This is a genomic window from Pseudomonas sp. JL23 (assembly GCF_056933585.1).
The window spans coordinates 6,846,781-6,873,686 of the sequence record NZ_CM167795.1; the positions used below are offsets into that span (position 1 = coordinate 6,846,781).

Here is a 26,906-nt window from a genome sequence, read left to right on the forward strand (position 1 = left end):
GAAAAGCATCACCCACACCGGTGGGAGACGGGGGAAGTCCGGCGGCTTCCCGCCGGTCTTCATTTGACGATGCCATCTCTGTCCCAGGTGCTGCAAGAACGTCGAACAACTCGTCGGTTTTCGCCTATGCAGGATGAACACTTGGCGGACTTCCTCTGGCATGCCTGCCGAACGCATGAGAGCTGGGCATCCGATCTGGGATTTGACCTTGAGTACCGTGCGTCTCCCTCTGCGGGCGCAATTCACCCCATTCACTTGGTTATTAATAGCCCTGGTGATTCACGCTGGTGGCTATATGAACCTCGTGGACACTTTCTCGTTGAGCTAGCGGGCGTTTCGCAGAGACTTGAAGGGCTGCGAGAGCACAGTCGACAAGTAGTCGATGCCCCGGAGGCAACCCGACTACTACTAGTGGCGGAGCCAGGCAAAACACTCGTCAAGTATCAAAACGGATGCAGTCTTATCTGGCGAGATGCCGGGGCGTTGTTAGCGGTAATGGCACTGACAGCGCAGGGCTTAGGGTTACGTTTTTGCCCGTTGGGTATTACGGGCGAACCGTGGGCGAGCAGCTTAGCTGATCAGGGCAAGCTGGCCGGAGTGGGTATGGCGCTTCTTGGCCTTCCCTTGTGACCGTCGTTCAGGCGATGCATGCCCCATACCCATGATGCTGTGTACCGTTGCTGAGGAAGACATCATTTCCAACCATATCAGCGCGTCGAGTTCGGAGGCTCGCACGCCCAGCCCTTTGCTGAACTGAATGAACTGCTCTTCCAATTCCAGGTAGTTTCGCTCAACGGTAAGGCTTTCCCCAAAGAACTTACCCAGCAGGCCCGCACGTAGAATATGGATGTCGAGAATGGCAACGTCATCTGCATCCAGCCAGTTCCGAGCGACCCAAGACGCTGTTTTGTAGCCGATACCAGGGATATCCAGCAGCCAATCCCGTAGTGCCCGTCCAGAACCCACTGGCGGCTGCTCTGAGGCCAATTTTTGCAACGCAGCAGCTAGATAACGCGCTTTTTGCTTAGCGAAGCGGTAGCGGACTAAACGTCCCTCTACCGGAATCGGCTCTTTTAGCCACTCCAGGAGCATTTCTTCCGAGGGAGGCTGATCACTGAAGGCACCTAGTTGCTTCACATATTGAAAAGCGGCCAGGCCAACACTCGCAGGAATTCCGTGACCACCTAAAAGGCAGGCGCCTACTTCCTCCTTTAAGCTTGCTCCCAGTTTGTAATTGATGCGATCGCCTTGAAGCCGACGTGCGTAGACCTGATAAGCCCAATATGCAGGTGTAGGGAACGCTTCAATTGCTCCCCAACGCACGCCCGGAATTACCTCCGCATCCGGAGTTGGCAACTCCAGATTGAATACGACGTGGTCGATGAAAATAGCGCCTTGTTGCATCAGGCTGCCTCCTCGGCATGACCGTAATTTTCTTGCATCCACTGCAATAAGTCGTCTCGTTCGGCAGCATCCATGCTCTCGATACGATTTCGTAGCCGTGCCTGTCGACGCTGGATGGTTTGGCGATCGCGGAATGTTTCACCCAAATATCTAGAGTCATGCAGGCGATCCGGAGGCTCGAAGTTCATCCAAACCACTTCTTCGCGCATGCCAATATGTGTTTTGGCCTGGAACCTTACGGTCTTCCACCCCTCGAGCTCTGTCTTATAGAGATCGCAGTCATACCCGGAAAGCATGACGTTGCAGGGAAGCGCTTTAAGCAGACGTAACAGACGAATGTGATCGGTATAGGTGTAGTCGCACCGGTAAATCTTTGCCCGGCGGCGGGTTTCGGGCATATAAGGCGGGTCGACATACACCAACTCATCGCCGCTGAAATCGAATGCTCTCAGAAACTCGATTGCATCGGTTTCTTCTAACTCGCAAATGCCAGGTAACTCGGCACGCCATCGACTTATCACCTTGGCGTCAAGGTCCAAGCCGATGCTTCGCTGAGCGGCTTTTTTATTGCGCATGACCGCGCCGCCGCCAAGATGCGACTCAATGTAGGTTTGATGCGGTGGCATCAGATTGATCAAGCGCTGGTAGCACTTGCCTTTTCCGCCTGGATATCTCATGAGCGAAGCATCGTCAGAAATGACGATGATGTCAATCGATGTCCGCCGAACGGGGTCTTTGAGCCGCAATCGTAAGCGCAGTGCTCAGCGAGTCATTTCTCCGTATCCAGATCACAGGCTAAACCATATGCTGCTCCTGTCGATTTCGGGGAGCAGAGACGCTTTCGTGAGCGAACAGAGGCGACCCTGACAACTGACTTTTCTGCTAAAGAAGCTTCACGAGTCATGACGCCGGATGGATTCAGGTGTTAACCGCAGGTATGTGGAATAAATGAGCACAGCCACAGAAACCGCCTAGGCGGCCTTACTGCGTAGAGGGATAGCCGCATGGCAAGCGTTCACTCGGAATACCATCGATTCCTTACACATTTACAGCAACGAGATGTGCCCGACGACGTGCGCAGACTAGCGCTTCTGGTGCTCCGCTATCTGCAACCACTTGCCGAGGTCGGCTCCGCACGCCGAGGCCGTTCTACCCGTCTAGCACCCTTAGCTGTCGCGCATCTCGCACAGATGCCTGTCGCGTACGACGCTAATCCGCTCGCGGCAGAAGCTGGGCCCGAACTCGGGCGCCTTCATCAGCTCGAAGTCGGACCCTTCCGTGGGTTCATGCGTCAGGAAACCTTCGACCTAAGCCATGACATCACTTTGGTTTTTGGAGCCAATGGCACCGGCAAAAGTAGTTTCTTCGAGGCGTTGGAAGTGGCAATGCTGGGATCGATCAGCGAAGCGCAAGTAAAGCGCGTTGACCAGCGAGTGTATTGCAACAATGCTCGCTTGCGCCGCCATGTCTCCCCGGTACTTTCATCCAGAGGCGGCGACGAGGTCGTGCAGCCCGATGAGGCCGAGTATCGTTTTTGTTTTATCGAAAAAAATCGTCTCGACGATTTCGCCCGTATTGCGGCGCGGACACCAGGAGATCAGCGCCAGCTTATTGCAACCTTGTTTGGGGTCGACCAGTTCGCCGAGTTCGTGCGTGGTTTCAACCCCTCGCTCGATCAAGACCTAATGCTCGTAGGAGTTCGCGCATCTGAATTAACGACTCGTCGACTTCAGCTTGCTAGCTCCGAACAAGCCATCGCTATCTATCCTCAGAAAATCACCGGAATCCAGGAACTGGAATGCTCGCTTGCGCAGCGTATGTCACCAGGCGCGACCTATGCTACTTGTGTGGACTGGCTCCTAGGTACCCAGCAGCTGCAAGGACGGCTGCCTTATGTGCGTACACAATTGGAGGCAGTCCCGCCAGCAATCCATGGCGTAACTCAAAATCGGTTAAGAGAGTTGTTAGCAGACTCTTACCGGGTTCAAGAACTATGGCAGGCATCTTCAAGCGAGCTTATGGCCCGTGCTGGCGACGTTTCCTACGCCAAACTTTACGAGGCGGTGTTGGCACTAGCTGAAGGCGCTACTTCATGCCCTGCATGTGGGACAGGGCTGACAGCAGTGGCGCAAGATCCTTTTGCCAAGGCGCGCGCCGGTTTGGAGCAGCTTGCTAAGTTGGCCATCCTCCAACAGCGCGAAGGTAGCCTCCGGACGGAGCTAAATGAGTCGGTACGAGCGCTATGGGAAGAGATGCGTCGTGTAATTGCCATTGCCACTACTGTGTGTCCCCAAGAGCTACAGGCATCTGACATGCCGCCGCTGCCCCCAGTTTTCAGCGGCAACTGGCTGGGTACATGGGTCGACGGCAAACAGCTCGCATGGATTGACCTACTCAAAATCGCCGAACTAATCGAACGTTCCGACATAGAAGCACTCGAGGTCAATGCCCAGCGCGCGGGACTGGCAGAGGAACGAGCTAGACTGGATCATTATCGGTTGGAGATCGAGAGGTTACGGACGTTGCGGACAACTGCCGACTTGGAACTGGCGGCAGCCCATCAGACCGTCGCTCAGTTTGATGAAACTAACCACGCACTCATCCAAGCTGTAGTACAGGAGCTACCGCTAATCGCGGAGCACCAACGGATCAAAGCAGCTTACGACAGATTCTTGCCAGAGATTCAAAACTACCTGACTGCGCTGCCGGGCGTCCTGCTTCAAGGTATGGGCGAACAAACTCGCAATCTGTACAACGCATTCAATCGTGGAGATTCTCCTGGCGACTTGCTACATGCACTTAGGTTGCCTGTAGCGGAGAATGGCAGGATCGAAGTGGAGTTCGCCTCCGAACCTGGAACCCCCTATGACGCGCTGATCGTCTTCAGCGAGGGGCACATCAAGTGCTTAGGTCTGGCAATCTTGCTGGCTAAAAATATCGAACAAAACTGCCCGGTGGTCGTCTTTGACGACGTCGTAAACGCTATCGACGATGAGCACCGCGATGGTATCTGGCGCACATTCTTCGAGGACGGGCTGTTGGACGGCAAACAGGTCATTCTGACGTCCCACGCGGAAGAATTTCTGCACCGAATCCAACAAGAGCTGGGTGCGCGCCGCGTTTCGGCCATCAAGCGCTATAAGTTTCTTCCGCACCATGGCGAGCATGAACTTCGCGTCGATAGCGATCCGCCAGTGAAGAATTATGTGTTGCTTGCCCAGCAGGCATTTGCTGAGGACGAAAAGCGGGAGGCGCTCCGTCAGACACGGCCAGCACTGGAGAGTCTGACAGATCGCATCTGGAGTTGGCTGGGTCGACGGGCTGACGGTCGCATTGAGCTCAAGCTCGGAGGACCGCGTTTGCCGTGGGAGCTGAACAATAAATGCAGCAAGCTTCGGTCGGCTGTTAGCCGCATCGCAGCGCAATATCCCGGAGCCTTGAACGTCGTCACTGCTCTGGACCAGCTGCTAGGCGTCGGCTCAGGAAGCATCGAGTGGGGTTACTTAAATAGCGGCGTGCACGACTCGCAGCGCGACCATGAATTCGATCGTGCCACCGTACGTACGATCGTTGAATCAGTGACAGCGTTGGACGACGCATTAGAGGCGCTAAACGGTCGCTGATTGGCACGCCTCAGTCACGCAGCTCTACCTCAACCATCGGGGTAGAGCTAGATGCTAGCTTCATGGATTCCTGAGGGCCGCAATAACGGTCGCGGTAGGGACGGCAGTTACCTGCCGCCCCCCGCACAGATCCGTACGTGCGGAACTACCGCATACGGCTCCTGCCTTGGGTACGTGACGCGAAGCGATCCTCCGGGTATGGGTGTGCATTTCTGGGTCTAGGTATGTAGAGGTCGGCAAGACGTCCGTATCGTGACCACTGAAGCCGGTTACGCTGGCTGCGTCGCTTGAGAGCCTGCCGCCATAGACGGCACACCGCCAAACGAAAACGCCAAGACGTATCAGGTTTCCCGGCACCGCGTGATAATTGAAATACCCACTGACCACTCGGTTAAGCCATTGCCCTTGAGCCCGGATGGGTTCATGACGTCGGCGCTTCAACTCATCCCGAATAGCCAGCAGCGTCGCACGCATTCGCTTCTTGACCGTCAGGCGCAGTATTTGAAACCCGCCGCTTCTGTTGGTACTACAACAGTGCGTGAAACCCAGGAAGTCAAATGTCTCCGGTTTACCTAAGCCTCGCTTCCTACGATTTCTCGCAGCAAAACGACCAAACTCGATCAGTCGTGTTTTCGAGGCATTGAGGGACAATCCAAACTTGGCCAAGCGCTCCTGCAACTGCACCAGAAACTGCTGAGCCTGCACTTTCGTCCTGAACCCCACCACACTGTCATCCGCGTAGCGCACAACGATCACATCACCACGGGCATGCCGCTGGCGCCACTGCCTTGCCCATAGATCCAGCACGTAGTGAAGATAGATATTCGCCAGTAACGGCGATATCACTGCGCCTTGGGGCGTCCCCTTGGTCGCAGCCACCCTACGGCCATCCTCCATAACACCCGCTTGAAGCCATTTGCAGATAAGCCCGAGCAGGCGCCGGTCTGCAATCCGGTGTCCCAGAAACATCAGCATCCATTCATGGTCGATCTCATCAAAGAACGACGTGATATCCGCATCCAATATCCAGTTCACCTTCTGGCCCTTGAGCGCAACCGTCAACGCATCCAGCGCATCGTGCTGGCTACGTCCCGGCCGAAACCCATACGAGAATCCTAGAAAGTCCTCTTCATAGATCGCATTCAAAACGGTAACGACCGCCTGCTGTACGATCTTATCCTCAAGAGAGGCAATGCCCAGCGGACGCTGCCTGCCGTCGGCTTTGGGAATGTAGACCCGCCGCGACGGCGTTGCCCGATATCTTGTGTGACGCTTGTAGGCCTGTCTCGAGCATAACCTGGGTGGTCATACAGAGTAGCGCTTGGGCCCTAATGGAACCGGTAATGCAACGAAATAGACCATCACCAAGGTTGAGCTTAACTGTGGAAACAAGGGGAAGTTGAATAACGAAGGGACCACCCAAATTTTGAAAAAATTCGTGTCGATGTTTTGCCGCATGGATCGAATCAATTGTTCAAGCTCCGGAAATTACCGTTGAGACCTTCCTCATAATTGGAGAGCTGGTTGAGGTGCTCAGGGCTCGTCGTCCACAGCCGCACTTGGTTTCCGTGCTTTATCCAAGCAGAACGCATCTGGCTCCTCAGATAGACCCATTTGTGGATTGGCTGAAGGAGCATTTTCCTGTGCTACACCCCAGCTGGTTCACATCGAACTAACCTTCGCTCGTATGCTGACTCCGCACCAAAACGGGCTGGTGCAAGATGTGTTCGGCAGACGCTTACGCAATAACCAACCTCACCGCAAGTGAAGACTGACGTCGCGTCGCATAGGAAGCATGACGCCCGATAAAAGTTGGGTGCCACTCTTCGAGGACCCAGCACAGGCGCCCTGCCTTTACTTCTGCCTCGACGAGCGCCTTGGGCAGGTATACCAGCCCGAATCCTTGTATGGAGGCATCAAGCATCTGGTATGAGTTATTGAAAACTAGCTGACCCTCTACTTTTACTTCGATGCTCTGCCCCGGCTTTGCAATATTCCAAATCTTTGGGTCTGCGACGGCTCAGTGTTTCCAACCGTCGGGGGAATAAATCCTTCGTTGACGATTCAAGCCATCGCCTGCCGTACTGCCGATAGAATCCGGGAGCTGGCAAGGCGCGGAGAGCTCTTAAAGGACTCGCGAGACAGCTCTTCAAGGTAGCTATGGCTTCGCTCATCGCTCTTTTGTACAGACTCCAGCAGACCAATTACTCCGGATACTGGCCGAGTTTTCAAGCTACCCGGTCTAAGCGGCTCCAAATATTATAGAAATACCACAGTTATTTTGTGGCTTAGCCCGTCAAGGGTAACGACTACAAATTTCAGCTGTCAGATCTGTACGCAAATCAATGCGGCTCTGTCAGTCGAGATAAAATGATGTCCTCAAATACCCCCTCTTTAGACATGCAGAAAGATCTCAACAACGTGGCGAACACTCTCAAATTGGCGCATTTCTCGATAGTGACCCTCGCCGTTGAGATTGCTGAAAATGGTCTATCTGAAGAGGCCACAACCCTTTTGAAGGTTATTGAAGGATTTGAAAGTGCCGAAGATGCCCTTAGGGCCTATACGGCGGAAATTAGCAATGGCGTGATAGTAAGGTCTTGCTTCAATTAATTCGTTAAGATCAGAAATGATATTGGCGATACGTTCGCAGGGCCGATATTGACGTTGCTCGCAACTGTTTAATTCCGAGAAACTATATTCCTTTCTCGAGCCACCATTGACCCTCTTGCCTGTTGCCGCTGACGCGATTTTGAACCAGGCCGCCGGAGTTTATTACCCCACCCTGACGCTCAGCAGAAGATGACCTTGCGCGGGATTTCAGAGACTGCATGTGGGGCAGTCAAAGTCAGTCATTGAGTCAAAAGAGCGTCGGCGCCTACACACAGTCGTTTAACACGGTAAATCAACTGCGGATCCTCTGACGCTGGATGCGGGTGATCACCCTCGCAAATCAATCGTCCGTACCCAAGGCCTTCCTTGAGTTCGAAGATGCAGGGCTCAGAAGCCATCTGCCTACTACGACCGTGTGGTGGACGTGATGGAGGAACTGATGAAATGCCCATATTTAACGATACGGGCACTTGTCTTGAACCAGGCGGCAGATGTTAGGTTTTTAAGCCTTTTTCGTATCGCACTTAACTATAGGCGAAATTGATTAACCATACGATTCAACTCCACCGCCAGCTTCGAAAGTTCCGATGTGGCTACAGTCGTTTGGTTAGATCCGTCAGATGTCTGGCTCGACAATTCCCGGATGCTAATCAAGCTTCTATCCACTTCTCGGGCTACCTGAGCTTGCTCCTCGGACGCTGTCGCAATAAGTACATTTCGCCCCGTGATGTCGTCAATGGACTCGGTAATTTCCAGCAATGCCGACCCAGCACCTCGAGCTGTGTCGAGTGTTTTTTGCGCTTGTGTGTTGGTACCACTTATTGCAGAAACAGCAGTTCCAGCGCCTTTTTGAATGGCGGTGACCATTTGTTCAATCTCGCCGGTCGAGGTTTGTGTCCTGTGCGCCAGAGCCCGGACCTCATCGGCGACCACAGCGAACCCGCGACCAGCTTCTCCTGCCCGAGCGGCTTCGATCGCAGCGTTGAGTGCCAGCAAGTTAGTCTGTTCGGCGATGGCCCTGATGACGTCCAGGACCTTGCTGATGTCGGCAGCCATCACGGCGAGCCCTTGAACCTCATTTGAAGCGTTTCCGACGTTTGAGACCATCAGGCTAATCGCTTCGACGGTTTCATCCACCCTTGCACGGCCGGCTATAGCTGCCGAATTGGACCGTGTAGCGGCCTCAGATGCCGCAGAGGCATTTCGGGCGACCTCTTCAACTGCAGCGCTCATCTCGGTGACAGCCGTAGCGGCCATCTCCACCTCGTGGCTCTGTCGCTGCATGGCTGTATTCGCATTTTCGGTTACGACATGCATTTGCTCGGATGTGGATGCCAGTTGGTTGGATGAGCCCGATATCGATAAGAGGGTAGATCGCAAGCTAGCCTGCATCGCTTTCAAAGCATGCATCAGCCGCGCTACCTCATCTGTACCTTGTACATCGATCACTTCGGTAAGGTCATTTTTTGCAATCCGCTCAGCGATTGCTAATGATCGATTCACTGGGACGGTGATGCTTCGGGTGTACATAAATGCCAGGACGAATGCAGCCAACGTACTGACTAAGATGAAACTGCCGACGGTCAATTTGGTTTGTTCGTAAATACGCGTGGCCTCTTTGCCGGCATTACTTGCTTTATCGTTGCTGAGCTCTACCAGATTCTGAATAACTGCGCTTACGTCATCCGCCACAAATTTCATTACCTCGCTGGATAGCTTGACTGCATCCTCGAGCTTCCCGGCACCTGTAAGGGTCAAATATTGGTCCTGAACGCTCTCATAGGCGCTATAGGCTTTCACCAAGGCCCCGAAAAGCTCTATGCCCTTAGGCGTCACTATGAGGGGTTGAAGCCGCTGGATAATGTCTTTAAAACTTCCTCTTGATTTTTGCAGCTCTGCCAACGCCTGAGCTCTACGCTCGGCAGGCTCAATTGGGTTACGGATTCTCGAATTGTTATTTCTGATGCTTATGAATTCTCGGTCCATCTTGGCGAGCAGTGAAATGCTGGGCACCACGTTGTTTTCTACAAACTTCTCAGCGGCGTTCAAGCTTAATGCCTGGTTGAGAGCTACCAGTCCCAACCCAATGATCATCAAGCAAAAAAAACCAAAGCTAAGTGTGGAACGTGGTGCGAGATTGAGTTTGCGCAAAATCATATTGAGACCTCTCCCTGATCCCAATATATCGGCAGAAAATTGAGGTGCGGCAGCCCGTCCGTCGGGTACGACGCATGCTGCTACGAGTCCACTTCGCCAGTGAGGCTAACTCTTTGTTCTATGCGTGACCTGAAAACGCCCTTGACCCGTCTGCTTGGTGACCTCGAATTGTAGGGACCGTGTGTTTTTTGCTACATTAGCATTGCCGTCGCTGCAACCTGATTCCCGTGGGCTACATCACGAACATGTAATTTCATCAGATCACAGGTACGAAGCTTGTGATCGATTGCTAAATTGAAAAGCGCTAGTTCTCTTACGCTTCTGGCAAGCTCAAGCCTGATGCTGATGCTGATGCTACAAAGGTCGCGCAGACGCAGCTGTTATATTAAACCGACCAGTTTGTCTTTATTCTAGGGATGCTAAGCAGAGATGGTTGATGCATTCATGTCATTGCCTCCATTTTGAGAGGATTAGAATAACCATTACCGAGACGGTCAGCAGTCGATCGAGAGCCGCCGGTCAGGGAGGGGGCAATTGGCCAAAAACCGTCATTAAATATGAATCAGCTATATAGCGTCTCAGGACTAATGCCCGAGTCGCTACAAAAACCACTCGTCCTTTTCTCGAAGCGGTGATTAGAGGGGGCAGGAACTCTGCGGCAAAGTGACTGAGCTTGCTAAGCCACTTGAGTCGCAAAACTGCCCACCGCATCGACTACTCTCTTTGCGCCATCCTGAATTTCAATAATTACTTGGCCTGCCTGCGTCGCAAGTTCCAGGCCTTGCTCCGCTTGTGTCTTGCTGTTTGCCATCTCAGCGACTGTCTCATCCACCAGCTTTTGGTTCTGTAAGACAACCGATGCTATTTCTTCGGTGGCAGTGCTGGTGCGCCCAGCCAGCTGTCGAACTTCATCAGCCACCACTGCAAAGCCTCGACCCTGCTCACCTGCGCGAGCAGCTTCAATCGCAGCATTCAATGCCAACAAATTGGTTTGTTGAGCAATACTACTGATCGTCTGAATGATTGAGCTGATCAGTAGCGACTGTTTCCCTAGCGCTTCGACCCCCCCAGATGCAGCCTGTATATCAACGGCGATTTTACGCATGGTATGCATAGTGTCGTTGACTACGACTGCGCCGCGCTGCGCACTAACATCAGTCTGCTGGGAAATTTCAAACGCAGTTTTGGCTGCCCCGCTAACTTCGTGCTCACGGACAACCTGGTCGGTGACAACTGTCGCAAACTTAACCACCTTGCAAAGTATCCCTTCGGAGTCATAAACCGGATTATATGTCGCTTCCAGCCATACGGTCCGACCGCGACTATCAATACGTTCAAATCGGTCAGCAACAAACTCACCCTTGTTCAAGGTGCACCAAAAATCCTTGTATTTCTGAGACGAAGTCTCCTCTGGCTTGCAGAAGATACGGTGGTGACGCCCCTTAAGTTGTCCTAGATTGTAGCCCATCGCTTGTAAAAACTGCTCATTTGCCATGAGTACGTGTCCGGAGAGATCGAACTCAATAACCGCTGTCGAACGAAGTAATGCGTCAATGAAGGAGGTATTTTCCGATGATTTTTCAACTCGGGAGGTAATATTCGTCGCATAGCAGGTGACATTACTCAACCGGCCGGTCGCATCCGTTATGGGCTGCCAATGTGCATGAAGCCACACTAAAGAACCGTTAGCATGCAGGTACCTATAATCGTCACTGATGGACTTTCCTGCGGCGACTGCGGCTCGAAAGTTATGGAAGCACGGTAGCTTGGATACGTACTGCGGAACTATTTCGGCCATGGCACGCCCCACAATCTGATCCGGGGTGTAGCCCAAAGCCTTCGCAAATTTTTCGTTGCATGCCGTTATCTTAAACGTCGAATCGATACTTAACGCAAGCATTTCACGGTTTAGGCCATCCTGCAGCTGGCGCAGTTCCAACAGCTCGGCTGCCTGGGAGTGAAGCTGGTTCTTGATTTTGGTGTTGAACATGGGAACCGCCTTTTGGACTATACGAAGTCTATCGGCGTGTCATGCTGCATATTGAGACCGTCCGGCGGGCTAAACGCATTTAAACGCTCACTGGATAGTCAGCGAAGATGCTGCGACAACCTGAAATTGAGTAATTGAATAGCCCTTGGTCGAGACAGTGCCCAAGGGAAACTCCGAACAAGTCTCCAAGTATGCTGAAATACAGCCTCACCACCTGACCCGAGTGCTTCATGAGCCAGATGAGCTTTTCCGATTTCGAATACGCGGGCAAGCGCAAGCAAACACGCCGCGAACGGTTCCTCGCCGAGATGGATCAGGTCGTGCCCTGGAGCGGTTTACTGGCGTTGATCGAACCGTATTATCCGAAGGCCGGCGGTGGCCGCAAACCGTATCCGCTGGAAACCATGCTGCGCATTCACTTGCTGCAAAACTGGTTCTCGCTGAGCGATCCTGCCATGGAAGAAGCGCTGTATGAAATCACGCCCATGCGCCAGTTTGCGCACTTGACCGTCGCGCTCATCGGCCTCAGCTCTGTGCGTACGTGCTTCTACAGCATCCCGGCAACCTTCCTGAGCAAACAAGCGGCAGCGGGGGGTATCGCGTTCATCAATGCGGTGGGGAGCCTGGGCGGTCTCGTTGGGCCGTATGCAGTAGGCTTGCTGAAAGAGGCGACCCACTCGTTCAATGCCGGGCTGATTGCCATGGCTGGCATGCTGTGTCTCACCACGGTGCTGACGCTGGTACTCAGAGCAATAGTCAAAGAGGCCTGACGGCTCGATTTGGTGATCGCAGAGTTCTGCGACGCCAACGTTATCCGCACTGGCTACCGTTTTATCGCGATCAATCGCCAGCGGAGTTGCCAGTTTTTCATTGAGCCGCGTCATCATAAATCCGAGATGCCGATGCTGTTAACTAGTTGGAAACTCCGCGATTGCTTCTTTCAGCCATTTGACAAAATGCTCTGTCTTTCGACGACCTGGCTGCCCTATCTTCACAATATATCGATAGTGGCTATGCATAAAACCGTAAGGTGCGGTTAAACGACCGGATGCCACATCTCCCGCAACGAGATGCCAAGGTACTACTGCAGCACCAAGACCGCACAACGCCGCCTCAATGGTGAGGTGGTAGTGGTCAAACGTTCTGGTTGTTGGAGCCGCCCCCTGGTCAACCTGCTGTGAAAGAAGTGACCATTCGTGCCAGGCCTGAGGGCGAGTTCGAGTCTCTAGCCGAGGCAAATTGATAGCCCCCGACTCCATAACTGATGGTGCAACGACTATCCCCAGTTGCTCCCGAAACAATAACGAGCCGTTATCCGGCATGGGATCATCTGGTGACAGAACGGAAATCTGAGCATCGACATGAGTGCGTGGGGGACGATAATCGGTCGCCAGGCGTACGTCATAGCGCGGATATTTGTTTGTAAAGTCGTGAAGGCGGGGAATAAGCCATCGTATGGCGAACGTACTCAGGCACGCGACATCCAGAATGTAATCCTCCTCATTCGCGATGATGCGAAGCGCATCCTCCATCTGATCGAAGGCAGCAGTTAGAGCAAGGCCGAACACACGGCCTTCCGCTGTAAGCGTCGGGCGGTTTCGAGCCCCCTCAAAAAGCTGAGTACCGATTAATGCCTCAAGATGGCTGACTTGGCGACTGACTGCGCCGTGTGTGACGGCGAGTTCTTCGGCAGCGGCGGTAAGCTGGCCGTGACGCGCAGCAGCTTCAAAGGCGCGTAGCGCCGCGATAGGTATATTTTTGCGATTTCTCATGTGAGCCCAGCTCACAATAAATCAGCCAATATGTCAATATAATCGGCCCATGGGGCGTGATAAAAATGGTTGGTACAAATCATTGAGATCGAACCATGCCATTTGTTAGAACTAATTTACCCCACGGAATTGAACCGGCTCGCAAGCAGAATATCGTGCAAGGCATCCATGATGCCTTGGTTGAAAGTATAGGAATGCCCAGCGATGAACTGTTCAACCTGGTGAGCGAGTATCGAGATGGCGAGTTCTTTTTTGACCGTACTTTCAACGGTATCGCTCGCTCAGACCAACTTATCGTCGTAGAGATCACCCTGCGCAGAGGTAGAAGCGACGCAATGAAGCGCTCACTTTATGCTGCGATCACCCGGAATCTTGAGAAGAGTGCAGCAGTGTCTCCCAAGGATGTTTTCATTTTCACGCATGAAAATGATTATTCGGACTGGAGTGTTGGAAACGGCGTATTCGCCATGAACATAACCCAGCAGCGCGGCACAGATGCTTAACAAGCCGGCAGATCTCAGCGGTGTGCGGGGCGGCAGGTAACTGCCGTTCCTGCCGCGCCCCTTTGAACCTGCAGATGCATAAACAAAACAGGCGCCGATGACCCTGAGCGCGCCGATCCCTGAAGACACCACGATCATGAACTTCCGGCACCTGCTGGAGAAACATAAGTTGGCGCCGGCGATCCTGGCGGTCATCAACGGTTATTTGCAGGAGAAAGGCCTCTCGCTGCGCCAGGGCACCATCGTCGATGCGACGATTATCCACGCGCCCAGTTCGACTAAAAACGAGGACGGTAAACGCGATCCAGAGATGCATCAGACGAAGAAAGGCAATCAATATTTCTTCGGAATGAAGGCCCATATTGGTGCCGACGTTGAGTCGGGGCTGGTTCACCACGTTCACGGCACCGCGGCGAATGTAGCCGATGTCACTCAGGTTGCCGAACTGCTGCACGGCGAGGAAAACGCGGTCTACGCCGATGCTGGTTACACCGGTGTTGAGAAGCGCGAAGAGCATAAAAACCGTGAAGTGGTTTGGCAAATCGCCGCGCGACGCAGCACCTATTCCAAGCTGAGCAAGCGCAGCGTGCTGTACAAAGCCAAGCGCAAAATCGAGTACCTCAAAGCCCAGACACGGGCCAAGGTCGAACACCCATTTCGGGTGATCAAACGTCAGTTCGGTTATGTGAAAGTGCGCTTTCGCGGCCTGATGAAAAACACCGCTCAATTGACCACGCTGTTTGCCTTGTCCAATTTGTGGATGGCTCGAAAAAAGCTGATGGGTATGGGCTAATTACGCGCGTAACACGGAGAAATGAGCTGACAAGCTCGCCAAGGCGGTGCGTACGGGATATTTCGTGGTCAATAGCGCCAAAATCAGCGGGATTTTTAACTTGCCGCACAGTTACGGCAAGTTGATCGGAGCTTCCCAAGGTGGGTGTTCATTGGTTCCCGACCATCGTGTAGACGCTGAATGGCTCCTTCTGGCCAAGGCTGCGTTAAAACGGGCTAAGTAACTCGAACAACTGAGAGTCGCAAGGACCCCCTATGGAGTCGGCGAACGGAAGCGCAAAATTGCTAAGTCCGTGGCTGAGAGGTTCGTAGATGTTGAGGCCTATGCCGAATTGACGCACTGGGGATGCGGCAAAAAACTTGGACTAGTTATGCCGCGAGGGCCAGGCTCTCACGACACTCAATGGGCCTGAGAGCTACTACGTCAAAATCTTGGTTCGTTTCTCTCTGTATCAGCAAATGTACGAATCTAGGGCCTGAATGAACTGCTCGATGCTCGTTGACTGCCAGTTGCAAGGATAGAACATTTCCGATTTCAGCCGGCCGAAGAAGCTCTCATAAGCCGTCTCTTCAGCAGAGAAAAACTATTCAGACCAATAGTTAAGGGCCAGTTACTTCAACTCAAGTCAGTGCCGCAGATAGGTGCTCTACAAACGCCCTGACCTTGGCGGAATGCTTGCGTCCGGGTGGGCTCACAAGATGAATTGGAGATTGGGGCGACTCCCAGTCAGGCATGAGTCGCACAACTTCCCCACTTGTCAATTCAACGTCGAATAGCCAAGTGGGCGCATAGCCTATACCCATTCCTGTTACTACGGCTGAACGTTGTACTTCGCTGCTGTTGGTCTGAATATGCCCCTCAACACGAATACTCCTGTTGGTTCCTCTCGTCTCCAACGCGCCCGCTCCTGCCGTGAATGTCCATAAATTGCTGCTGGACGGCCCTATGTAAACAATGCATTCGTGCGCGTGTAGGTCTTCCGGGTTGACGGGAGCGCGAACGTCTTTGGGAAGGGTTCGCAGATAGTCTCGGTGGGCAAGCAACATGCGATGCGAGGTGCCAATGCGCCGTGCGATCAGTCCGCTATCGGGCAGGTCGCCGATCCGAACCGAAACATCAATCGCCTGCTCAACCAAGTCGACAAATCCATCGTGCAGTCGCAGGTCGATTTTGACATCGGGGTGGGCCGCCATAAACGACTTCACCAACGGCATCAACTTCAAGCGTCCAAAGCCCACCGAGGCAGCCACCCGAATCCAGCCGCGTAGTTGCACTTCTCCGTTGATCAAGCCCGACTCAGCCTCCGCAATTTCGGCGACCAACCTTCGGGCCTGTTCGAAATAGCGCTCACCCTCTTCGGTCAGGGCAAGAGACCGCGTCGTTCTTACAAGCAGTTTTGCCCCCAACTCCTTCTCCAGAGCGGCCACCTGCTTGCTGACAGCGCTTTGGGTCGCCTGCAACTCCTTCGCCACAGCGGAAAAGCTGCCAGATTCGACCACTCTCACAAAAGTGCGCATTGCAGAAAGCTTGTCCATGCCCGCCCTATATATTCTATTTACTACTAATTGATAGTACAGAAACCAGTCTATACCAACCAAATGGAATCAGACAAAGTAGAGACATCGATCACCCAGCCGAGAGTAGACATGAACCAAACCACTGTCCTTATCACCGGCGCTCTGACCGGAATCGGCCGAGCAACCGCCTTCGCCTTCGCAAAGCTCGGCGCCAACGTGGTTGTCAGCGGACGGCGCGAGGAGGCTGGCGCAGCTCTGGCCACGGAACTTCGCTCGCTCGGAGGCAAGGCCGAATTTGTCAAAGCAGACGTTGCAAACGAGTTAGAGGTTCGAGGCCTCGTTGAAAAGACGGTTAGCCTGTACGGCAAGATTGATATTGCCGTTAACAACGCAGGCACGGAAGGGACGCTGGGCCCGATCACCGAACAAAGCGCGGACAACTTCCACGCCACGTTCTCGACGAATGTGCTGGGCACTCTACTGTCAATTAAGCACGAAATGCGCGTAATGCTGGCCCAAGGACACGGCTCCATCGTCAATCTGTCCTCAATAGCGGGCCAGGTCGGCGTGGCCGGTGCCTCCGTCTATGCCGCCAGCAAGTTTGCCGTCGAAGGGTTAACCAAGAGCTCGGCGTTGGAAGGCGCGGCTTTCGGCGTGCGCGTCAACGCAGTAGCACCGGGCCCCGTGGCAACCGACATGCTCGACCGTTTTGTCGGACGAAACGAAACCGCCAAGGCAGGACTCCTAGGGAGCATTCCAGCCAAACGCGCGGCGACGGTGAACGAGATCGCCGATACGATTGTTTTCATCGCTTCCACCAAGGTTCCCTTCATGACCGGCCAGTCCATCGCAGTCGATGGCGGCTACACAGCGCAGTAAGCGCAATTCAAATTTCACAGTCGCTTTGCAACCAACACCAGGAGATCACCATGACTACCATCACCGTTCCCACCCGCGAAGAAGTCAGCGCAACCAACCAAGCTATCTTTGACAACCTCAAAAAAAGCTTTGGCATGGTCCCTAATCTCTTCGCCACGTTTGCCCACTCGGAGACGGCACTCGCCACTTACCTGGCATTTCAAAGTGCAAAAAGCAGCTTATCCAGCAAGCCTCGCGAGGTCCTCTATCTCGTCGTCAGCCAAGTCAACGAATGCGAGTATTGTTTGGCCGCCCACACCATGCTCGGGAAAATGAACGGTTTCACCGATGAGCAAATCATCGAAATTCGGCATGGCCAAGTCAGCTTCGACGCTAAGCTCGACGCACTAGCCCGGTTGACCAAAGGCATCGTGCAAAGCCGTGGTCACGTTGATCAAGCTTTGGTCGAAGCATTCTTCGCCGCAGGCTGGACGAAGGAAAACCTGGTGGATGCCATCGTCCTTATTGGCGACAAAACAGTGAGCAACTACCTGCACTCGACCACGAAAATTCCAGTGGACTTTCCTGCCGCCCCAAAGCTGGATTGATTTGACAAAGCAAGGAAAGTGTCATGCCAGTATTGGTGCTTTCCATGCCGTCTACGCACATTGGCGAATTGATCGCGCAATAGGCACGGCGTTCGCCTCTACAGGCTGCAACGTCACCGATTCCTAGAGACGTGTCGAACGAGTCCACGGCCGTGACCTTGTGGACCAAGAGGGCCAAGCAGATAGGACACCTTGGTTGTTGCGATCAACAACGCAGTCTAGCCCGACTCAACGGCATGAAACTAACCCCTGGCGCGGGAACGGCAGCAGCAATTTTTCACACGACCCATTAGTACTTGCTGTGCCTTTTTCGCCAATTCAACATTTTGCTTTTCGAGGCACCCTGAATGAAATCCCTCTACGACCCAATAACTTTGGGCGATCTTCAACTGACAAACCGGGTCTTTATGGCGCCCTTGACCCGAAATCGCGCCATGCCAAGTGGGGTGCCGGGCCCGTGGGCGTCCATGTACTACAGCCAGCGTGCATCGGCCGGGCTGATTGTTTCAGAGGCAACGCAAATCTCGCTTATGGGAAAGGGCTATATCAACACCCCGGGCATTCATTCGGAGGAGCAGATTGCCGGCTGGAAGTCGGTTGTCGATGAAGTACACCAATCAGGCGGGCGAATTTTTCTTCAGCTCTGGCATGTAGGCCGAATCTCCCATACCAGCCTGCTTCCAGGAAATGCATCGCCATTAGCCCCGTCGCCGATCACGGCCAAGAGTCAGACCGTCATCGCGACGGGTTTTGTGGATGTTTCCGAGCCGAAAGCAATGACACTCGCAGATATTCGCCAGACTGTTGAGGACTTTCGCAAGGCATCAGCCAATGCCAAAGCGGCAGGCTTTGATGGGGTCGAGATTCATGCCGCCAACGGGTACCTGGTAGATCAATTTCTTCAAACAAAGTCGAACATTCGCACGGACGACTATGGCGGCATTGTTTCCAATAGGGTTCGATTTCTCCGTGAAGTCGTCGAAGCTGTGCTCGGCGTCTGGGAATCGACTCGCGTTGGAGTGCGCATTTCCCCTTTCGGCACCTTCAACGACATGGGCGATGAGAACCCAGAGCAAACATTTTCCCACGTCGTCGATGTCCTCAATGATTTTCGTCTGGGCTACCTTCATGTTGTGGAAGCTTCGCCCGGAGACGCGCCTGCGAACGAGCGTTTGACTGACCTGTTCAAACATCTGCGCTCTGCATGGAACGGTGTTTACATTGTTAATGGTGGATACGATGCCGCACGGGGTGATCTCGCCGTCTCCAATAATCGTGCCGACGCCGTAGCGTACGGCCGACTGTTTCTTGCAAATCCAGATCTACCAAAGCGCCTGCGGTACGGTGGACCGCTGAATGCACCCGATCCAAAGAGCTTTTATGGTGGAACTGAGCTCGGCTATGTCGACTATCCAAATTGGGTCGAAGACGTTTAATGAATTGTGCGGAATCGACTAGGTAAATATAGGCATGTTGGAGGGTGCGGCAAAAAACTTGGAATGGTTATGCCGCGAGGCCCAGCCTCTCACGATACTCAACGGGACTGGATGGGAGCGTCAGGGGACATCCAGTGACTTCCGTGAGTTCGCCCGAAGCTTGATCAAGGTACTGGATGCGGAAGAGCTGTCTAGAGACTCCGTCGTCAGCCATGAGATTGATCGGCTGAAAGACGTTGGCGTTCGTACGTACCCACGCCAACCGGAATGCCCGTACCGCGCAACACGGTTGCACGGATCTGGCGACCGAGCTGTTCGAGATCGCCAGGCATGCCGGTGAGTTCAGCGAAGGCTTCGTCGATGTAAAGGAAAGATGTCAACCCATGGACATCGATTTGGATGAATATTTGTGAGGGCTTAAATTAGGTATTCGATATCCATAGACAATGCACATTTTTCACAGAAATGGATCACGTGGTGTCCATGGCAAATACGCGAATTTGTGGCGACGAAAGCTAGCGTGATCAAGATGAGCCCGAAATCGCGGTTGTGGCCACGAGCCATTGAAGGCCCTCTGTAGGGATCTCTAGGCAGTGACCGTCGTTAGTGGCCAGAGCGGAAGGGTTCAGATAGCTGCGAGGCTTGTAACCAGAACCAGTTATCCATGAACGTCCGAAGGCTCGAATGCGATCATCGGCGAAAGGCTGCTTCTGGCCGGTTAGCGACCGTTGCTCCGATTAGCCATCCTTGTCCTTCCACACGTGGAGGACTTGTCATGAACATCATTGCTACCTGCAGACGTCAGCCCTGGAACAAAGGAAAACTGGTCGGGCAGAAAACCCCACTCCGGCTGAGAGATATCTGGGCCATCCGAGTAAGGCTTCAAATTGCGGAAAGAACCCGAGATCTGGCTCTCTTCGATCTGGCCATCGACAGCAAGCTTCGAGCCTGCGACTTAACCAGGCTCCGCGTGCGCGATGTTGCTCATGGCGGCGTTTTTCAAGGTAGTTGTCGCGTCGGCGGTGTTGCTATGCCACTTTCACGATCACGCTGAGCTCCCTTTCAGGATTTAGATAGACCGTTCCGATCGGACTCCAATTGCGTGTTTCAGCGGACCATCGTTCAGGCTTTTTCTCTCGGGCGAGTCGGTAAACATCATGACGGCGGGCAAGTATTTCCTTGTCCTTGCCGTCATGCCGCTGGGTCGGTGTGACGAAGCGGATTCGGCTATGGCGATGCACTGTGTTGTACCAAGTCATGAAGTCTCTGACCCAGGTACGCGCCTCGTCCAGGCCTCCAAACCCATTCACGGGCCATTGCGGACAATATTTCAACGTCCTGAACAGCGACTCCGAATAGGGGTTGTCGTTGCTGACGCGTGGCCGTCCCCGCGAAGGTGTTATTCCCAAATCGTGCATTTTGGACAGAAGCGTCACCGACTTCATGGGCGCTCCATTATCCGAGTGCAGCACCAACGGTTGGCGCCAGCACTGCTCCTGGGTCACGCTTCGTTGCAGTAACGCTGCTGCCTTTTCCCCGCTTTCTGCTTCGTAGACCTCCCAGCCCACGGCTTTGCGGCTGTAAATATCCTCAATCAGGTAGAGGTAGTAAAACTGCCCGCGAACCGGCGAGGGTAAGTAGGTGATGTCCCATGACCACACCTGATTGGCCGATGTTGCTGCATACGTCGTGGGGGTTGCACGGTGCTGTGGACGTTTGGCGCGCGAGCGATGCTGTTGCTGACCTGCTGTGTGCAACACCCGGTAAAAAGTAGCTTCCGAGGCCAGATAGCGTCCCTCATCAGCCAGCTGCGGCACGATCTGGCTCGGTGGCAGATGCGCATAAGCCTTGCTGCTGCACAGCGTCACGATACCTTGGCGCTCCAGCTCGCTGAGTGCATTACGGGGTGTTGGCCTGAGCGTCGTGGTGCGCCCATCGGCAAGGACTTCCAGCGGCAAGCTCCAGCGCTGCAAAGTTCTCAGGGAAATGCCGACTTCCTGACAAGCAGGCGCCCTTCGGGCGCCCGCGGTAATGGCTTCATTGAGCCAACTCACGAGTAAATACCGTTCTGGCAACAAGGTCAGCTGTCCTCGTCGTCGTTCCCCCAGTAGGCATTGAGCTTTTTTCGCAGTACCAACAAGGCTGCTGTTTCAGCCAGCGCCGCGTCTTTACGTCGCAACTCACGCTCCAGAACACGGATACGATTTTTATCCTCGCGCGCTTGTCCGACCTCTGCTCTTTTAGCGGTCGGCTGATTAGAGCTGTTGGTGATAAACGCGTTACGCCAGGCCGCAATTTGCTCGGGAAAAATTCCCTTGCGACGGCAGTACTCGCCCAGCTCCAGCTCAGACAGGGGCGATGTTTCGATGATCACCGTCAGTTTGGATTCGGCTGACCAATTCTCCGACGGTTGCTTGGTTTCGGACAATTGAGTTCCTTGCGCCGCAGCTTGTTTGCGCCATTGATAGAGAGAAACATCGCTGCACCCCTCACGCCGTGAGACCTCTTTTACAGAGAGACTCAGGGGCGGGAGCATCATTCTCAGCAGTGATGCTTTTCGTTCGGGTGAGTAGAAAGACATGACCATACTCTTGCCGCCCCCGGAATGCGTTTAAGAATTCGCAGAGGCGACAACTATCCTGACACCGGGGGATGGCGAGCACTTATCATCACGAGTCATGGTGATGCAGCAGAAAACGCAGCGGCCTGTGCAGTTTGAGATCACTGAGCAAACACGATCTGCTCTCGGGGCCTGGATACATCGGGCCCGGCTACGCGCTTGAGCGTAAGTCGAATCACTTAACTCTCTGCTGCACCCAACGAAACCAACTCCACCTGCGCGCCCCAAGGTGTCTGGAAATAGAACCAGCGCACACCATCAGAATTGGTGATCGGCTCGTTCAGGATGGTTACATTTTGGCTTTTGAGCAGTGCAAGGCTTACGTCAATATCGTTGGTGCGCAACGCCACGTGACTGGCGCCTGCATCGTCACCGTGGGGATGCTCGTGGTTGATCTCTGTGCCCCGGTATTGGAACAGCTCCAGCTTTGCCCCTCCGGCCATCTGCAGCATTACGAAGCGTTGCAGATCGCTGGAATGATGCCAGCGAAATTGCGTTTTCCACTGGTCCGGGATCGCGCCAGGGCTTATGTCCGAGATGACTCTAGCGCCCATCAAGTCGGCGAAGAAACGAGTCGCCTCATCGATGTCCGGAACGTTCATGCCGACATGATCGACTACTGAAACCTGCAAAGCGGGTGGTTTGGTGCTCATGCTCGACTCGCTTTTTGATGGGGTAGCGGCGTAGGCGCTGCCGCCTACGGCGATGCTTAGGGCCAACAGGGCCAGCTTGAAAATGGTCATTAGAAATTCTCCGTATAAAGTGTTGCGGACGACCCTGCAGCCGTCCGCGATCAAGGTCAGATCTGAGCCTGGCCGCCGTCAACAAACAGTTCGATGCCGTTGACGAAGCTGGCGTCGTCCGAGGCCAGGAACAAAGCGGCGCTAGCGATCTCATCCGCCTCACCGACACGGCCCATCGGGATCAACGAGGCCAGGTAGTCCAGTAGGCCCTGCTGCTGGGCTGCATCGGGGCCGGCCAAATCGACCAGGCCAGGAGTACGGGTGGCGCCGGGACTGATGGTGTTGACCCGCACCTGGCGGTCTTTCAGGTCGAGAATCCAGTTGCGAGCAAAAGCGCGCACGGCGGCCTTGGAGGCGGCGTAGACGCTGAACGCAGCAGTGCCCGAGCTGCCCGCCGTGGATCCGGTGAGGATCACCGAAGCCTTGGCCGCCAGCAGCGGCAGGGCCTTCTGAACGGTGAACAGCACACTCTTGACGTTACGGTCGAAGGTCTCGTCGAAGTGCTGTTCGCTGATCTCACCCAGTGGCACCATCGAGCCTCCACCGGCGTTGACGAACAGCACATCGATGTGACCGTGGGCAGCGCCGATCTGGCTGTATAGCTGGTCCAGTTGCTCCAGGCTGGTGGAGTCGACTTGCACGCCGGTAGCGTTGCCTACAGTGGCGACGGCGGCGTCGAGTTCGGCCTGGCGACGGCCAGTGATGTACACGTGTGCGCCTTCAGCGGCGAAACGCTTGGCAGTGGCCAGGCCGATGCCAGTGGTGCCGCCGGTGACGAGAGCGATTTTGCCTTCGAGCTTACGAGTCGATTGGGTGGTAGTCATGATGTTTCTCCAGTGTGGCAAGGGGTTGAGTTGCGGTGTGGGAGAAGCATATCGACGGCAATGAAACTTCAAAATAGAATTGTCGGTAATCTATCGTTGCAAAAATGAAAGGATGATTACAGGATGAGTAAGCTTCCGGATTTCGAAGGCTTGGCGATGTTCGCCAAAGTGGCGGAAGAGGGGTCGTTCGCGGCGGCGGCGCGTGTCACGGGGGTTTCAGTACCCACAGTATCCCGCGCGGTGGCGCGGCTTGAAGAGCGTTTGGGCGGCCGACTGTTCAATCGCACCTCGCGGCAATTGGCGCTGACCGAGTTCGGCACAAGCATTGCGGCCAAGGCCGGGGATATCTATAGGCAAGCCGAAGAGGTAGAAAGCGAGGCTCAGGAAATGTCCGTGCAGCCGCGCGGACAAGTACGTCTGGCCGTGCCGATGTCGTTCGGCCTGCGCTGGGTAGCGCCATTGATGCCGCAACTGCTCCGTCAGTACCCTGAGCTGTCGGTGGATCTGCACTTGTCAGACGCTTCAGTCGACCTCATCGCCGAAGGTTTTGACGCTGCGCTGCGCATTGCCGTGTTGCCCGACTCTTCCCTAGTGGCGCGGCGCATCTGTTCAGTCGCGCAATACCTGGTGGCCTCCCCGGGCTACCTTGAAGAACACGGCCACCCCGCCCATCCCCGTGACTTGGCCGGCCGACGCTGCCTCAGCTACGCGTACCGCGCCCGCAGCCAAGTGTGGCGATTCACCCATTCCAACGGTGCGGAAGAGGATGTGGTACCAAACGGGCCGCTGCGAGTGACCAACTCCGATGCGCTATTGCCAGCGCTGCTCGACGGACAGGCCATCGCCGAGCTGCCGGAGTTCATCGCCAGCGAATACCTGACGGATGGGCGCCTGGTAGCGTTGCTGCCGGAGTGGCAGATGATGCGCGGCGGCTTGTACTTCGTGACACCTTCGGCGCGAACCCGCCCGGTGAAGATCAAGGCGCTGTCGGACTTTTTCGCCCAGCACTTGGCAGAGCCAAGCTGGCGATGGCCGTAGTTATATATATTTCAAAAATGAAACGATAAATTCCAATAATTGCTGTTTTAGTAATCGGCGCGATCCCTTAGCGTTGTTTGACAGGCACAAATCGGGTGCCAATCCATCCTCGTTTTCGGGAGAAAGCAGTTATGAAAAACGCCGTCCAGCTTTTGCAGATGTACCTTGAATCCATCCAGTCACCCAGCGCCGCTGCGGCGCTGTTCGCCGAAGACGGCGTCCTTGAATTGCCCTACCTCGAATCCCTTGGCATCCTCCCGCGTGCCCAAGGGAGGGTGGCCATCGAAGCCTTCATCAGTTCGTTGCTGAGCAAGGTGCCGGACTTCAAGTTTGGCAACGTAAGGTTCCTCATCGACACTCCCGATCAGGTCTTCGCCGAGTACAGCGTTGAAGCCCTGGTACCGGCCACAGGTCGCATCTACCGGCAGATGTATGCCGGCCGCCTGGTGGCACATGAAGGCAAGATTCAGTTGCTGCGCGAATCGCTCGACACGGTGGCAGCTGCCAAGGCCTTCGCCCCAGCCGACTCCGTTGATGCCCAGTGAGCGGAGCTGAAACCATGAAAAAGATTCTTGCTGCTTCTATATGGCTCGTCGCTGCACTGGCTACCTCATCCTCGTTTGCACAGGAGACACAGCTCATGACCACCGACGCTGAGGTCAGGGCAACCGCGCAACAGCTCGTCGACCGCCATTTCGAGATATGGAACGACCGAAACAGCGCGCAGCGCATGAAAAAGTTCACCCGGGTGTATACACCGGACGTCGAGGTCGCGGATTACAAAGCACTGGCCACCGGTTACTCCGCCATCAACCAGCTGATCGACCGCGTGCAGCAAGAGCATCAAGGCTTCGCGTTCTCGCCGGAGCCCGTTGCGGTCAACCATGGGCTGGTACGAGTGAGATGGGGCTTCGGTCCTAAAGACCAGCCGAACAAGGTTCGCGGCGAAGACATCTTCACTATGCGAGAAGGCAAATTGGGCAGCTTGCATGTGTTTCTTGATGTGCAGTGATTCCTTCCCCAGAAACACGAAAACCCGCAGCTTTCGCTAGGCGGGTCTCGGAAGGTAGGCACGAGAGCAAGCTCTCATGCGTTAAGTACAATCATAAGCAAGGTGACGCTTATGTCAACCTGCTTTGTTGACGCAACGTGAGCTTCAGTGGGCAGGATGAGTTGTCCGGTTAGAGTGTACCCTTGCCAGACGTCAGGCGAACCATACGCCCAGACAACTGTAGAGAACTTCAGAACTGTCTAATATAGATATCAAGACACCTGATACCTAAATTATGCCAAGCTCAAAAAATGTCGTTTCCTCGCCGGAAGATTTTGATTCAGACCTTTTCGCCCAGGCAGCGATTGCCCTCAAGGTTGCGCCTGACCTCAATGATTCGGGTGCCCGCCCGCATGATCATCGCAAAGGCCAGCTGATCCTGTCTTTGCATGGCGCAGTGAGCTGTGAGGTGCAAAATGCACTCTGGCTTGTCCCTCCCCAGCACGCCGTATGGATCCCGGGCGGCACGCCGCAGTTGCCGAGTGACCGAAAACGCCCGGACCTGCTTTCTGTTCGTTGAGCCCGGTGCGGCAGCCATGCCTGAAGAATGCTGCACGGTTGCCATAACGCTCCTTGTTCGGGAGATGATCCTGCATCTCGCTGAACAGGAACCTGCTTACCATTCCGAGGGCAAGACAGCGCGGCTGGTTGCAGTGCTGCTTGAGCAGCTTTCCGATGCTCCGCTGAAAGAGCTGCATTTGCCGATATCAGATCACCCCAAGATCAAACAAATCGCGGATACGCTCTTCTCAGATCCAGGCGACCGAACCACCTTGCGCGAGTGGGCCGCCCGGCTTGCAATCAGTGAACGAACGCTGGCCAGGCTTGTAGAAAGCACGACCGGGCTGAGCTTCGGACGCTGGCGCCAACAGTTGCATTTGATGATCGCACTGAGCCATTTGGCGGAGGGTGTCTCCGTGCAGCGTGTGGCGGGCATTGTGGGATATGACTCTGTTAATGCCTTCATCACGATGTTCAAGAAAGCCTTGGGTAAACCGCCTACGCAGTATTTTTCCTCTCTGCGTTAGTGCTCCGGTGGCTGATACAGAGCGCCGAGGTTGTAGAGTGATCATGGTATGTCCGCTTCTGGTCGATTCTGTTGAAAAAGTCGGTTTGCCCAAAACACTCGAATATTGATGGGTGAAAAAACTCTTTTGCACGTAGCTACGTGAAATCCAAGTCCTGAATCTTCTGCGCAAAAACACAGATTCAATCTCAGGCACGTACTTTTCTGCCTTGGAAAACAAAGCCGACTTTCTCAACAGAATCGGCCGATAGTTGTCAGTAGGAGCCCATGCGCGCTGCTATCGACTGCTCAAGATGCGCTGAGGGTTGAAGAGATGCTGATCCAAGCAG

Annotated in this window: 25 protein-coding genes and 9 pseudogenes; 19 read left to right on the forward strand and 15 right to left on the reverse strand. The window is 54.4% G+C overall.

The window, feature by feature from the left end:
• The first annotated feature begins 126 nt into the window (after positions 1-126).
• Complete coding sequence (locus AC1Z24_RS31305; RefSeq protein WP_483746756.1) at positions 127-630, forward strand: nitroreductase family protein; 504 nt, start codon at positions 127-129, stop codon at positions 628-630.
• On the opposite strand, the gene AC1Z24_RS31310 is transcribed toward AC1Z24_RS31305, so the two are convergent.
• Both AC1Z24_RS31310 and AC1Z24_RS31315 read right to left on the reverse strand, forming a co-directional pair.
• The gene (locus AC1Z24_RS31310) at positions 571-1,404 is read right to left on the reverse strand and encodes an 8-oxoguanine DNA glycosylase (protein WP_483744055.1); all 834 of its coding nucleotides are present in this window, start codon (positions 1,402-1,404) and stop codon (positions 571-573) included. The two genes, AC1Z24_RS31305 and AC1Z24_RS31310, sit on opposite strands and share 60 nt — an antisense overlap.
• A complete protein-coding gene (locus AC1Z24_RS31315) occupies positions 1,404-2,042 on the reverse strand; it encodes a DNA adenine methylase (protein ID WP_483744056.1) in 639 nt (212 codons plus the stop codon). The genes AC1Z24_RS31310 and AC1Z24_RS31315 overlap by 1 nt, the downstream gene beginning before the upstream one ends.
• Positions 2,043-2,408: 366 nt before the next feature.
• Here AC1Z24_RS31315 and AC1Z24_RS31320 point away from each other — a divergent pair, with 366 nt between their 5' ends.
• Positions 2,409-5,027 carry an AAA family ATPase gene (locus AC1Z24_RS31320; protein WP_483744057.1) on the forward strand — a complete coding sequence of 873 codons (2,619 nt, stop codon included), beginning with the start codon at positions 2,409-2,411 and terminating at the stop codon, positions 5,025-5,027.
• Between the two features lie 60 nt (positions 5,028-5,087).
• Here AC1Z24_RS31320 and ltrA read toward each other — a convergent pair whose 3' ends face one another.
• Positions 5,088-6,257, reverse strand: coding sequence for a group II intron reverse transcriptase/maturase (ltrA, locus tag AC1Z24_RS31325; RefSeq protein WP_483746757.1), 1,170 nt, complete (start codon positions 6,255-6,257; stop codon positions 5,088-5,090).
• A 239-nt stretch (positions 6,258-6,496) separates the two neighbouring features.
• On the opposite strand from ltrA, the pseudogene AC1Z24_RS31330 reads away from it, so the two are divergent.
• Positions 6,497-6,703 (forward strand): annotated as a pseudogene (locus tag AC1Z24_RS31330) (LysR family transcriptional regulator); the annotation flags it as partial.
• A gap of 62 nt (positions 6,704-6,765) precedes the next feature.
• On the opposite strand, the gene AC1Z24_RS31335 reads toward AC1Z24_RS31330, so the two are convergent.
• Positions 6,766-6,951, reverse strand: coding sequence for a hypothetical protein (locus tag AC1Z24_RS31335; RefSeq protein ID WP_483744058.1), 186 nt, complete (start codon positions 6,949-6,951; stop codon positions 6,766-6,768).
• A 99-nt stretch (positions 6,952-7,050) separates the two neighbouring features.
• Between AC1Z24_RS31335 and AC1Z24_RS31340 the strand changes: the two genes are divergently transcribed.
• The 3 genes and pseudogenes from AC1Z24_RS31340 to AC1Z24_RS31350 all read left to right on the forward strand — a co-directional run.
• Positions 7,051-7,185 carry a hypothetical protein gene (locus tag AC1Z24_RS31340; RefSeq protein ID WP_483744059.1) on the forward strand — a complete coding sequence of 45 codons (135 nt, stop codon included), beginning with the start codon at positions 7,051-7,053 and terminating at the stop codon, positions 7,183-7,185.
• 215 nt (positions 7,186-7,400) lie between these two features.
• Entirely contained in the window at positions 7,401-7,640 is a 240-nt protein-coding gene (locus tag AC1Z24_RS31345) for a hypothetical protein (protein WP_483744060.1), read from the forward strand.
• A gap of 266 nt (positions 7,641-7,906) precedes the next feature.
• Positions 7,907-8,085: pseudogene (locus tag AC1Z24_RS31350) on the forward strand (arsenical resistance protein ArsH); the annotation flags it as partial.
• An 83-nt stretch (positions 8,086-8,168) separates the two neighbouring features.
• Here AC1Z24_RS31350 and AC1Z24_RS31355 read toward each other — a convergent pair.
• The 4 genes and pseudogenes from AC1Z24_RS31355 to AC1Z24_RS31370 all read right to left on the reverse strand — a co-directional run.
• Positions 8,169-9,050, reverse strand: coding sequence for a methyl-accepting chemotaxis protein (locus AC1Z24_RS31355; protein WP_483746758.1), 882 nt, complete (start codon positions 9,048-9,050; stop codon positions 8,169-8,171).
• Between the two features lie 24 nt (positions 9,051-9,074).
• Positions 9,075-9,797 (reverse strand): annotated as a pseudogene (locus AC1Z24_RS31360) (MCP four helix bundle domain-containing protein); the annotation flags it as partial.
• A 676-nt stretch (positions 9,798-10,473) separates the two neighbouring features.
• Entirely contained in the window at positions 10,474-10,911 is a 438-nt protein-coding gene (locus AC1Z24_RS31365) for a methyl-accepting chemotaxis protein (RefSeq protein WP_483746759.1), read from the reverse strand.
• A gap of 165 nt (positions 10,912-11,076) precedes the next feature.
• A pseudogene (locus AC1Z24_RS31370) lies at positions 11,077-11,787 on the reverse strand (PAS domain-containing protein); the annotation flags it as partial.
• Between the two features lie 230 nt (positions 11,788-12,017).
• Here AC1Z24_RS31370 and AC1Z24_RS31375 point away from each other — a divergent pair.
• Positions 12,018-12,294: pseudogene (locus tag AC1Z24_RS31375) on the forward strand (transposase); the annotation flags it as partial.
• Positions 12,295-12,695: 401 nt separating this feature from the next.
• Here AC1Z24_RS31375 and AC1Z24_RS31380 read toward each other — a convergent pair.
• Positions 12,696-13,559, reverse strand: a complete 864-nt coding sequence (locus tag AC1Z24_RS31380) for a LysR family transcriptional regulator (protein ID WP_483744061.1) — start codon at positions 13,557-13,559, stop codon at positions 12,696-12,698.
• A 95-nt stretch (positions 13,560-13,654) separates the two neighbouring features.
• Here AC1Z24_RS31380 and AC1Z24_RS31385 point away from each other — a divergent pair, with 95 nt between their 5' ends.
• Together AC1Z24_RS31385 and AC1Z24_RS31390 are read left to right on the forward strand one after the other, a co-directional pair.
• Positions 13,655-14,062, forward strand: coding sequence for a tautomerase family protein (locus tag AC1Z24_RS31385; protein WP_483744062.1), 408 nt, complete (start codon positions 13,655-13,657; stop codon positions 14,060-14,062).
• Positions 14,063-14,177: 115 nt separating this feature from the next.
• Positions 14,178-14,855: pseudogene (locus AC1Z24_RS31390) on the forward strand (IS5 family transposase); the annotation flags it as partial.
• Positions 14,856-15,223: 368 nt separating this feature from the next.
• On the opposite strand, the pseudogene AC1Z24_RS31395 reads toward AC1Z24_RS31390, so the two are convergent.
• A pseudogene (locus tag AC1Z24_RS31395) lies at positions 15,224-15,417 on the reverse strand (IS3 family transposase); the annotation flags it as partial.
• Positions 15,418-15,475: 58 nt separating this feature from the next.
• Positions 15,476-16,390, reverse strand: a complete 915-nt coding sequence (locus AC1Z24_RS31400; RefSeq protein WP_483744063.1) for a LysR family transcriptional regulator — start codon at positions 16,388-16,390, stop codon at positions 15,476-15,478.
• 111 nt (positions 16,391-16,501) lie between these two features.
• Between AC1Z24_RS31400 and AC1Z24_RS31405 the strand changes: the two genes are divergently transcribed.
• From AC1Z24_RS31405 to AC1Z24_RS31415, 3 genes are all read left to right on the forward strand, one after another.
• Positions 16,502-17,251 carry an SDR family NAD(P)-dependent oxidoreductase gene (locus tag AC1Z24_RS31405; protein WP_483744064.1) on the forward strand — a complete coding sequence of 250 codons (750 nt, stop codon included), beginning with the start codon at positions 16,502-16,504 and terminating at the stop codon, positions 17,249-17,251.
• 50 nt (positions 17,252-17,301) lie between these two features.
• The gene (locus AC1Z24_RS31410) at positions 17,302-17,838 is read left to right on the forward strand and encodes a carboxymuconolactone decarboxylase family protein (protein ID WP_483744065.1); all 537 of its coding nucleotides are present in this window, start codon (positions 17,302-17,304) and stop codon (positions 17,836-17,838) included.
• A gap of 347 nt (positions 17,839-18,185) precedes the next feature.
• Complete coding sequence (locus tag AC1Z24_RS31415; protein WP_483744066.1) at positions 18,186-19,274, forward strand: alkene reductase; 1,089 nt, start codon at positions 18,186-18,188, stop codon at positions 19,272-19,274.
• Between the two features lie 206 nt (positions 19,275-19,480).
• Here the strand turns inward: AC1Z24_RS31415 and AC1Z24_RS31420 are convergent, their stop codons facing one another.
• Positions 19,481-19,654 (reverse strand): hypothetical protein, encoded by a 174-nt coding sequence (locus AC1Z24_RS31420; protein ID WP_483744067.1) that lies wholly within the window; start codon positions 19,652-19,654, stop codon positions 19,481-19,483.
• A 395-nt stretch (positions 19,655-20,049) separates the two neighbouring features.
• On the opposite strand from AC1Z24_RS31420, the pseudogene AC1Z24_RS31425 reads away from it, so the two are divergent.
• Positions 20,050-20,265, forward strand: a pseudogene (locus tag AC1Z24_RS31425) (integrase); the annotation flags it as partial.
• 37 nt (positions 20,266-20,302) lie between these two features.
• On the opposite strand, the gene AC1Z24_RS31430 reads toward AC1Z24_RS31425, so the two are convergent.
• Positions 20,303-21,855 (reverse strand): IS3 family transposase gene (locus AC1Z24_RS31430; RefSeq protein WP_483742864.1). Its coding sequence is split into 2 segments (ribosomal slippage): positions 20,303-21,393 and positions 21,393-21,855, totalling 1,554 coding nucleotides; the frame shifts between segments, so codons are not numbered across the junction.
• 73 nt (positions 21,856-21,928) lie between these two features.
• On the opposite strand from AC1Z24_RS31430, the pseudogene AC1Z24_RS31435 reads away from it, so the two are divergent.
• Positions 21,929-22,054 (forward strand): annotated as a pseudogene (locus AC1Z24_RS31435) (integrase); the annotation flags it as partial.
• A gap of 19 nt (positions 22,055-22,073) precedes the next feature.
• Here the strand turns inward: AC1Z24_RS31435 and AC1Z24_RS31440 are convergent.
• A complete protein-coding gene (locus AC1Z24_RS31440; protein ID WP_483744068.1) occupies positions 22,074-22,637 on the reverse strand; it encodes a VOC family protein in 564 nt (187 codons plus the stop codon).
• 56 nt (positions 22,638-22,693) lie between these two features.
• Positions 22,694-23,461: an SDR family NAD(P)-dependent oxidoreductase gene (locus AC1Z24_RS31445; protein WP_483744069.1), complete on the reverse strand. Its 768-nt coding sequence runs from the start codon at positions 23,459-23,461 to the stop codon at positions 22,694-22,696.
• Positions 23,462-23,584: 123 nt separating this feature from the next.
• Here AC1Z24_RS31445 and AC1Z24_RS31450 point away from each other — a divergent pair, with 123 nt between their 5' ends.
• The 5 genes from AC1Z24_RS31450 (at position 23,585) to AC1Z24_RS31470 (ending at position 26,578) form a co-directional block, all read left to right on the forward strand.
• Positions 23,585-24,499, forward strand: coding sequence for a LysR family transcriptional regulator (locus AC1Z24_RS31450; protein WP_483744070.1), 915 nt, complete (start codon positions 23,585-23,587; stop codon positions 24,497-24,499).
• A gap of 131 nt (positions 24,500-24,630) precedes the next feature.
• The gene (locus AC1Z24_RS31455; RefSeq protein ID WP_483744071.1) at positions 24,631-25,044 is read left to right on the forward strand and encodes a nuclear transport factor 2 family protein; all 414 of its coding nucleotides are present in this window, start codon (positions 24,631-24,633) and stop codon (positions 25,042-25,044) included.
• A 95-nt stretch (positions 25,045-25,139) separates the two neighbouring features.
• Positions 25,140-25,511 carry a nuclear transport factor 2 family protein gene (locus AC1Z24_RS31460; protein ID WP_483744072.1) on the forward strand — a complete coding sequence of 124 codons (372 nt, stop codon included), beginning with the start codon at positions 25,140-25,142 and terminating at the stop codon, positions 25,509-25,511.
• Positions 25,512-25,785: 274 nt separating this feature from the next.
• The gene (locus tag AC1Z24_RS31465; protein WP_483744073.1) at positions 25,786-26,070 is read left to right on the forward strand and encodes a cupin domain-containing protein; all 285 of its coding nucleotides are present in this window, start codon (positions 25,786-25,788) and stop codon (positions 26,068-26,070) included.
• Positions 26,071-26,086: 16 nt separating this feature from the next.
• Positions 26,087-26,578: an AraC family transcriptional regulator gene (locus AC1Z24_RS31470; RefSeq protein WP_483744074.1), complete on the forward strand. Its 492-nt coding sequence runs from the start codon at positions 26,087-26,089 to the stop codon at positions 26,576-26,578.
• The last annotated feature ends 328 nt before the right edge of the window (positions 26,579-26,906 follow it).

Coding starts and splice junctions, on each gene's coding strand:
- AC1Z24_RS31365 (WP_483746759.1), bottom strand. CDS start 10,911: ATGCATACCATGCGTAAAATCGCCGTTGATATACAGGCTGCATCTGGG.
- AC1Z24_RS31345 (WP_483744060.1), top strand. CDS start 7,401: ATGTCCTCAAATACCCCCTCTTTAGACATGCAGAAAGATCTCAACAAC.
- AC1Z24_RS31305 (WP_483746756.1), top strand. CDS start 127: ATGCAGGATGAACACTTGGCGGACTTCCTCTGGCATGCCTGCCGAACG.
- AC1Z24_RS31465 (WP_483744073.1), top strand. CDS start 25,786: ATGCCAAGCTCAAAAAATGTCGTTTCCTCGCCGGAAGATTTTGATTCA.
- AC1Z24_RS31355 (WP_483746758.1), bottom strand. CDS start 9,050: ATGCATGCTTTGAAAGCGATGCAGGCTAGCTTGCGATCTACCCTCTTA.
- AC1Z24_RS31410 (WP_483744065.1), top strand. CDS start 17,302: ATGACTACCATCACCGTTCCCACCCGCGAAGAAGTCAGCGCAACCAAC.
- AC1Z24_RS31470 (WP_483744074.1), top strand. CDS start 26,087: ATGCCTGAAGAATGCTGCACGGTTGCCATAACGCTCCTTGTTCGGGAG.
- AC1Z24_RS31335 (WP_483744058.1), bottom strand. CDS start 6,951: ATGCTTGATGCCTCCATACAAGGATTCGGGCTGGTATACCTGCCCAAG.
- AC1Z24_RS31405 (WP_483744064.1), top strand. CDS start 16,502: ATGAACCAAACCACTGTCCTTATCACCGGCGCTCTGACCGGAATCGGC.
- AC1Z24_RS31440 (WP_483744068.1), bottom strand. CDS start 22,637: ATGACCATTTTCAAGCTGGCCCTGTTGGCCCTAAGCATCGCCGTAGGC.
- AC1Z24_RS31310 (WP_483744055.1), bottom strand. CDS start 1,404: ATGCAACAAGGCGCTATTTTCATCGACCACGTCGTATTCAATCTGGAG.
- AC1Z24_RS31460 (WP_483744072.1), top strand. CDS start 25,140: ATGACCACCGACGCTGAGGTCAGGGCAACCGCGCAACAGCTCGTCGAC.
- AC1Z24_RS31415 (WP_483744066.1), top strand. CDS start 18,186: ATGAAATCCCTCTACGACCCAATAACTTTGGGCGATCTTCAACTGACA.
- AC1Z24_RS31385 (WP_483744062.1), top strand. CDS start 13,655: ATGCCATTTGTTAGAACTAATTTACCCCACGGAATTGAACCGGCTCGC.
- AC1Z24_RS31380 (WP_483744061.1), bottom strand. CDS start 13,559: ATGAGAAATCGCAAAAATATACCTATCGCGGCGCTACGCGCCTTTGAA.
- AC1Z24_RS31450 (WP_483744070.1), top strand. CDS start 23,585: ATGAGTAAGCTTCCGGATTTCGAAGGCTTGGCGATGTTCGCCAAAGTG.
- AC1Z24_RS31400 (WP_483744063.1), bottom strand. CDS start 16,390: ATGGACAAGCTTTCTGCAATGCGCACTTTTGTGAGAGTGGTCGAATCT.
- AC1Z24_RS31455 (WP_483744071.1), top strand. CDS start 24,631: ATGAAAAACGCCGTCCAGCTTTTGCAGATGTACCTTGAATCCATCCAG.
- AC1Z24_RS31320 (WP_483744057.1), top strand. CDS start 2,409: ATGGCAAGCGTTCACTCGGAATACCATCGATTCCTTACACATTTACAG.
- AC1Z24_RS31445 (WP_483744069.1), bottom strand. CDS start 23,461: ATGACTACCACCCAATCGACTCGTAAGCTCGAAGGCAAAATCGCTCTC.